The following is a 6,441-nucleotide window of genomic DNA, read 5'->3' on the forward strand; positions in this document are numbered from 1 at the left end:
CGGCACCGCTTGGCAGTAACCGGTCGAGTTCGCCCCCGGTGACCAGGCGCGCATCGGTCTGTGGCTGAATCCGTTTCGCCTCGTCGAGCCACTGCTGGCTTGCGGTGACGTCGTCATCGCTTGCCAACAGCGAGTAGTTGCCGGTCTGGCGAAAGCCGATGTCCTCGCCGAAGCGCGACGCAAAACCCTGCCAGATCGCCTTGGAGCGGTTGGCAAGCTCGAGCTTGCCCAGATCCCAATGGTTGGAGTAGACCCAGCCAAAGGCGCGGCTCGACTGCTCGCCGGCCACCACGCCCTTCTCGAGCACCACCGTATTGAAGCCCTTCTGGTTGAGAAAGAGCGCCGTCGAAAGGCCCGCGATACCGCCGCCGATCACCACGACATCCGCCTCGTCGGGCAGCGTGTCCGAGGTCGCCACGCCTTCGGCTCGGGGAATCTGCGACTCCAGACGCCACCCCGGGCGCGCGCCGTAGGTGGCGCCTAGAAAGCCACCCAGCACGCCGCCGGCGATCCCGGTACCGGCCCCGAGGAGAAATTTGCGTCTTGAAAGCGTCATGATCCGTTACCTCTCGTCTTGTAACCTTGCGATGCACGAAAGTGCTGGCGCGAATAGCGAAAGATTATGACTGCTCAGTCGGAAATTAAAAAGTGCACGTTTTCATCGCAATCGATCGACACGTTCAAATCGAGCGCCTCACCGCTTCAAGGCGGGGATGGGGTAAACTGAGCGTCGTTCATCCAAGGCAACGACCGGGAGCCCCATGGCACGCAAGAAGGAGATTTCACTCGAGCGCATTCTGGACGCCGCGGATGCCATCATCATGGAAAGCGGCGGGCGCCAATTCACGCTGGACGCGGTGGCCGAGCGCGCGGGCATCAGCAAGGGCGGGCTGGTCTACAGCTTCGCGACCAAGGACGACCTGGTCGCCGCGGTGCTTCAGCGCGAAATCGACCGCGTCCACCAGGCCGTCGAGACCCGCGCGGGCAGCGATTGGGCGCACCCCCGCAAGCGCTTGCTGGCCTATCTGGACGAAGCCTTGACCGAGGACGACCGGCTGATTCGCCGCTCTGCCTACCTGATGACCGCCCTGCTTCACTCACCGGAGAAATCGCGCCCGGCCCGCGAGTACTATCGCGCGATTCTTTCGCTGCTTGACGGCGAGGACACCGCGGCTTGCGAGATCCGCCAGGCCGTTCTGGCCATGGAAGGCCTTTTTTTACTGCGCGGGCTGGGCTTTGCCGACCCTTCTCCCGCCGAGTGGCGCTCGGTGCTCGCCCACGCCCGCGCCACCGTGGCCAGCGCCATCACCGACGGCGGCAACGACCAGACATGAGCGCAGCGCCCTGCCCCTCCCCGGCGCAGCGCTTCCACGCCAACAAGGCGAACACTGTTCATTAATCCGCTAACGAACTAGACTGGTCCACCCACGTAACGCTGTAACCAGGTATTGCCATGCAACTTCGCCGAATCCTCTTCTACAACTTTTTAGGCTTTGCCCTGATCGCCAGCTGGTGGCTGCCGTCGGTGCTGTTCTGGACGAAGCTCGACGACGACGTGTTCTTTTTCTTCAACCAGTTCATCAGCCCCATGTACCCGCGCTGGGTCGAGGCGATGGCGCTGCTCAACACCCGCGCCTTCGACAAGGTGATGTTCGTTGTGCTGGTGATCATGCTGTTCTTCGCCATGGTGCGCGACAAGAACGGCAGCTGGCCGAAGTGGCTGGCGATCGGCTTGATCATGTCGGCGGTCGGGGCGCTACTTGGCGAGATGCTGCACATGGACCTGCTCGCCGCCCGCCCCAGCCCCACGGTGTGGCACGATGACGTCAACATCCTCAACAACTACACCTTCCTGAACGCCAAGGCGACCGCTTCGAACAGCTTCCCGAGCGACCATGGGGTGCTGGCCATGGTGTTCGCCAGCTTCATGCTGCGCTTCGCCGACCGGCTGATCGCCTCGCTTTCGGTGGCGCTGGCGGTTTTCGTCACCCTGCCGCGTATTCTGGTAGGCGGCCACTGGGTCAGTGACGTCTATTTCGGCGCACTCGCCATCGCCCTGGTCGCGCTTCCCTGGATTCTGTGCAACGCCTACATCGCCGCACTGGTCGAGCGGATGGCGCGCTTTTTCGATGCCACCGCGCACCGGCTGCTGCCGCGCTTTCACTAGCCCTTGCTCGCGGCCGCCTTCGGGCGGCCGTTTCGATTCGCCCTGGAGGCGCCGCATGAACATGAGCCACCTGGAACACGCGCTGATCGGCCTTGGCATCCAGCTGCTGCTCGCCCTGCTGCCCCGCGTCACGCTGTGGGTCTCCGGTGCGCTCGCCGTGGCGGTGTTTCTTGGCCGCGAGATCGCCCAGCACGAGTACAAGCTCGCCGTTGCCCGCGGCTGGGAGTGGGGCCAGACCCAGCCGGTGGGGATGTTCGAAGGCGTGTATACCGGCTGGCATCTGGACTCGGTACTGGACGTGCTGGCACCGGCGGCGGCGTGTCTTCTGCTCGCCCTGGGGGTATCGCTCGTTCGCCGGCACGGCCAGTAGCGCTGCCGACGAGTTTGCTGCTACTCTTGCAACACCAATGTATGCTTAGCGGCAAACCACAATGAAAAGAATGCTTCTACTGGCAGCGCTGGCATTGTCCGTTTCGCCCGCCCACGCCGAGCTCTTTCGCTGTACCGCGCCGGATGGCCATACCACCTACCAGGACATTCCCTGCGCAAGCGGTATCTCCAGCGCCGTCGACCCTCGCGGCTTGAGCATCATTCCAGCAACACCAGCCCGGGCCCAGGCGCTTCCCGCCGCTACACCACCCCCGCCCCGCGTCATCTATCTGCCGGGCGGCAGCCAGCATCAGCACTCCATTCAACGGCGTAACGCCGAAGTGAAGGCCCGCGCCCGCGTTCCGCTACGGTTTGGCAGAAAGCGCTACTGAGCGGGTTATACAGCAAAGCGGCCACGGTTTTGATCGTTCATACTCAAGGAACCGGGCGGCGTTTCCTGCTCCAACTTATCGCCCTTCACCTTATGCCCCCGGAGTAACCACCGTGACGCCCGAACGACACCAGCAGCTTCTCCAACGCGCCGTCGATCTTGCCGAACAGGCGCTAAAAGCCGGCGACGAGCCCTTCGGCTCCGTGCTCGCCGACGCGCAGGGCCACGTACTTTGTGAGGCCCGAAACCGCATCAACAGCGTCGATGCCACCCAGCACCCGGAGTTCGAGCTCGCCCGCTGGGCAGCCCGACACCTGGACGTAGAGGCGCGCCGGAAAGCCACGGTCTTCACCTCCGGCGAGCATTGCCCCATGTGCGCCGCCGCCCATGCCTGGGCGGGACTGGGGCCGATCGTCTACGCCAGCTCCTCGAAGCAGCTCGCCAGCTGGCAGAAAGCGTGGGGAGTCGAACACCCACCGGTAACCCCGCTCACCATCGAGCAGGTAGCGCCGCAGATACCGGTCAGCGGGCCGGACGAGAAGCTGGCTCGGGTGGTTCATGAGTTGCACTGTCGGTATCGCGATACGCGAAGCACATGACTCGGCTGGTGAGGCATTTGACCCGACTTCGAGCCGCCTAAGGCCTAGCGGCGGCCATGAACCTTGATCTTTCGGGAACGATAATCCAGCGACATTCTTTTCAATTCGACGCCCGCGTCAGCGCATACTGCCTCGAGGATGCTATCCCTTCTCTGTCGATCCGGCCCTTCATGGCTCGGATCATCGAGTTCCATGACATACAAGACGCTGAAATCGTCCTTGCTGCAAATCACGTAGTCGAAATGCCACTGGGAAATCTGCCTGAACAAGGACAGGTACTCGCTACTTTTGGGCCGATACTTTTCAGCGTTGGGCTCTATGACATCGACCACGCGAACCTGGGCGAAAATGTAGCACTCTGCCCCGTAGGTACTGACCAGCACCCTGTAGACCTCCTGCTCACTGGGCGACATCAGGGCGCCTTTCTTTTGATAAGCACTGCCTACTTTCAAGAGCGCTTGTGACCTTGACGTTTTCCTGTCGGAAGTGGAACGTGTTCCCTTGGATGACAGGCCAGCGAGCGCCCGTTTCGTCAGGGCGATGAAGACGATAGTAGCGGCTATGCACAATCCCCCTGGCCATAACAATGCGATGGCGTTCACGGCGTCCATTCGCACCTCATTTTTATTGTGTCTTTTGGGAGTAAAGATACGAGGAGACATGCACATACGAAAAAGCCGCCCCGAAAGGGCGGCTTGATCATGTTCTTTAACGCTTCTGCTTTTAACCATGCTTTAATGGTGCCGACACCAGGAGTCGAACCCGGGACCTACTGATTACAAGTCAGTTGCTCTACCAACTGAGCTATGTCGGCGCATCACGTTTTCTTGAACGTTTGACTGCTTTCGACAAGCGAGTCAGTCAACAAGAAATCTTGTTGGCAATGGCTGGGGTACCAGGATTCGAACCTGGGAATGCCGATACCAAAAACCGGTGCCTTACCACTTGGCGATACCCCAGCAGTGTGGTGGCCAGAGACGGAATCGAACCGCCGACACGGGGATTTTCAATCCCCTGCTCTACCAACTGAGCTATCTGGCCGCTGCCAACGGTGCGTATTAAACTAAAAACCCCGCTTTTCGTCAACACCTTTGTGAAACTTTCTTTCTAGTCACGTGCTTAGGGGCTACGAAAGCGGTGCTGCTTCGAGCGCCTGCCAGGCCGAAACGCCCGGCTGGCGTGGTTCAGGCCTGGCTTGGGGGCACGTAGCCTTCGGCCTGGTCGGTGGTTTCGTTGTCCAGAAAGCGCTCCATCTGCGCCATCAGGTACTGGCGCGCTTCGGGCTCGAGCATGTTGAGGTGCTTCTCGTTGATCAGGCGGGTCTGCAGCGCCTGCCACTCCTGCCAGGCCTTCTGGGAGACCGTGGCCTGGATCTGCTGGCCCTTCTCGCCGGGCAAGGGGGGGAAGGCCAGCGCCGGCAGTTCCTGCTGGTACTTGCGGCAGAACACGGTGTTGCTCATGGGAATACTCCTTTGCGTGGGAAAATCGTCACCGAGTATGGGCTAGGGCCCGGGGGTGGGATCAAGCGAAAATGGCGCCAGCTGCGCCAACAACGATTTCACCGGCGCAGCCAGGCCCAGCGTTGGCGGGTCGGCAGAGTCGAACCAGATGCCCTTCTCGCGCACCCCGGAAAGCCCTTCGCAGCGTACCGGCTGCGGGGTGATCGCCAGGCGGAAGTGGCTGAAGGTGTGGGTGAAGCCGGGCAGCGCCGGCTCGATCACGGCGCTGTCGACGCAATCTTGCAGCCAGTCGCCGAGCGCTGCGCGGTCGTCGAACTGGGGCAGGCTCCAGAGCCCGCCCCAGAGCCCCGAAGGCGGGCGCTGCTCGAGCCAGACGCGCCCTTGCCCATCGCGCAGCACCAGCATCAGCGTCTCGCGGGTGGGCAGCGCCTTCTTGGGCTTGGACTCGGGATAGCGCTGCGGCGCGCCTTCTTTATAGGCGGCGCATACGTCATTGAACGGGCAGATCACGCAGTCGGGCCGGGCGCGGGTGCAGAGCGTGGCGCCGAAGTCCATGATCGCCTGGGTGTAGTCGGCAAGGCGCTCCGCGGGGGTGAAGTACTCGGCGAGCGCCCACAGCTTGCCTTCGATAGCGGGCTTGCCGGGCCAGCCGGAGACGGCGTGCAGGCGGGTCATGGATCGCTTGACGTTGCCATCGAGAATCGCGGCGCGCGCCCCGGTGCTCTGGGCGATGATGGCCCCGGCGGTGGAGCGACCGATGCCCGGAAGCGCGATGAGCGTCTCGACGCTTTGCGTGGGCAGCTCGCCGCCGTGCTCGTCTAGCGCCGTTTGCGCGGCCTTGTGCAGGTTGCGCGCCCGAGCGTAGTAGCCAAGCCCGGTCCAGAGGTGCAGCACCTCGTCTTGATCAGCGCGCGCCAGTGCCTCGAGCGTGGGAAAGCGTGCCATGAAGCGCTCGAAGTAGGGAATCACGGTGGCGACCTGGGTCTGCTGCAGCATGATTTCCGACACCCATACCCGGTAGGCGCTGCGCGGTGACTGCCAGGGCAGGTCATGACGGCCGTACTGGTCGAACCAGTCAAGCAGCCGGTGTTGGAATTCGAAGGCCGTCAGGCACGGCGTCGGCATATCGGGCATGGTGTGTCCTGGCCTATCAAGGGATGAAAAGAGGCGCCAACGAAAGCGCCGGCCCGAAGGCCGGCGCGCAACGACGGCTCACCGTCAGTCGAACAGGCTGCGAAGACCGTCGCGCAGGTTGCGCCCGGCGTCGTCGCCCAGGCGCTCGTCGAGCCGGTTCAAGGCATCACCCAGGCGCTCCTCGACCTCGGCGCCGGCCTCGTTGCGAAGCAGCGACACGATGGAAGCCTGGAAGGCATCGCGATCCAGACGGCACCACTGCGACTTGTCCTCGTCGAGATTGCCCTCGCACAGCACCGGCAACGGCAGGGCCTGAAGGCG

Annotated in this window: 9 protein-coding genes, 3 tRNA genes and 1 pseudogene; 5 read left to right on the plus strand and 8 right to left on the minus strand. The window is 62.8% G+C overall.

Going from position 1 to position 6,441, the window contains the following annotated elements; genetic code table 11:
* Positions 1–556: FAD-binding oxidoreductase (locus BIS11_RS08590; protein WP_253585927.1), on the minus strand; the 556-nt coding region annotated here is incomplete at its 3' end.
* Positions 557–761: 205 nt separating this feature from the next.
* Here BIS11_RS08590 and BIS11_RS08595 point away from each other — a divergent pair.
* The 5 genes from BIS11_RS08595 (at position 762) to BIS11_RS08615 (ending at position 3,526) form a co-directional block, all read left to right on the plus strand.
* On the plus strand, positions 762–1,334 hold the full coding sequence (locus tag BIS11_RS08595; protein WP_253422232.1) for a TetR/AcrR family transcriptional regulator: 573 nt from the start codon (positions 762–764) through the stop codon (positions 1,332–1,334).
* A gap of 119 nt (positions 1,335–1,453) precedes the next feature.
* The gene (locus BIS11_RS08600; protein WP_253422230.1) at positions 1,454–2,167 is read left to right on the plus strand and encodes a phosphatase PAP2 family protein; all 714 of its coding nucleotides are present in this window, start codon (positions 1,454–1,456) and stop codon (positions 2,165–2,167) included.
* 55 nt (positions 2,168–2,222) lie between these two features.
* The gene (locus BIS11_RS08605) at positions 2,223–2,537 is read left to right on the plus strand and encodes a hypothetical protein (RefSeq protein WP_253422228.1); all 315 of its coding nucleotides are present in this window, start codon (positions 2,223–2,225) and stop codon (positions 2,535–2,537) included.
* A 70-nt stretch (positions 2,538–2,607) separates the two neighbouring features.
* The gene (locus tag BIS11_RS08610; RefSeq protein ID WP_253422227.1) at positions 2,608–2,928 is read left to right on the plus strand and encodes a DUF4124 domain-containing protein; all 321 of its coding nucleotides are present in this window, start codon (positions 2,608–2,610) and stop codon (positions 2,926–2,928) included.
* Positions 2,929–3,040: 112 nt separating this feature from the next.
* Positions 3,041–3,526: a nucleoside deaminase gene (locus BIS11_RS08615; protein ID WP_253422224.1), complete on the plus strand. Its 486-nt coding sequence runs from the start codon at positions 3,041–3,043 to the stop codon at positions 3,524–3,526.
* A gap of 44 nt (positions 3,527–3,570) precedes the next feature.
* Here BIS11_RS08615 and BIS11_RS08620 read toward each other — a convergent pair whose 3' ends face one another.
* The 7 genes and pseudogenes from BIS11_RS08620 to BIS11_RS08650 form a co-directional block, all read right to left on the minus strand.
* On the minus strand, positions 3,571–4,137 hold the full coding sequence (locus BIS11_RS08620) for a DUF2726 domain-containing protein (protein ID WP_253422222.1): 567 nt from the start codon (positions 4,135–4,137) through the stop codon (positions 3,571–3,573).
* Positions 4,138–4,264: 127 nt separating this feature from the next.
* A tRNA-Thr gene (locus tag BIS11_RS08625) sits at positions 4,265–4,340 on the minus strand.
* Positions 4,341–4,410: 70 nt separating this feature from the next.
* A tRNA-Gln gene (locus BIS11_RS08630) sits at positions 4,411–4,485 on the minus strand.
* 6 nt (positions 4,486–4,491) lie between these two features.
* Positions 4,492–4,567: transfer RNA gene (locus BIS11_RS08635), tRNA-Phe, on the minus strand.
* Positions 4,568–4,710: 143 nt separating this feature from the next.
* Complete coding sequence (locus BIS11_RS08640) at positions 4,711–4,986, minus strand: oxidative damage protection protein (RefSeq protein WP_253422220.1); 276 nt, start codon at positions 4,984–4,986, stop codon at positions 4,711–4,713.
* Positions 4,987–5,028: 42 nt separating this feature from the next.
* Positions 5,029–6,120: an A/G-specific adenine glycosylase gene (mutY, locus tag BIS11_RS08645; protein ID WP_253422218.1), complete on the minus strand. Its 1,092-nt coding sequence runs from the start codon at positions 6,118–6,120 to the stop codon at positions 5,029–5,031.
* 84 nt (positions 6,121–6,204) lie between these two features.
* Positions 6,205–6,441, minus strand: a pseudogene (locus tag BIS11_RS08650) (AsmA family protein); the annotation flags it as partial.

The sequence above is a fragment of the Halomonas sp. 707D4 genome, from assembly GCF_024158685.1.
Taxonomy (GTDB): domain Bacteria; phylum Pseudomonadota; class Gammaproteobacteria; order Pseudomonadales; family Halomonadaceae; genus Vreelandella.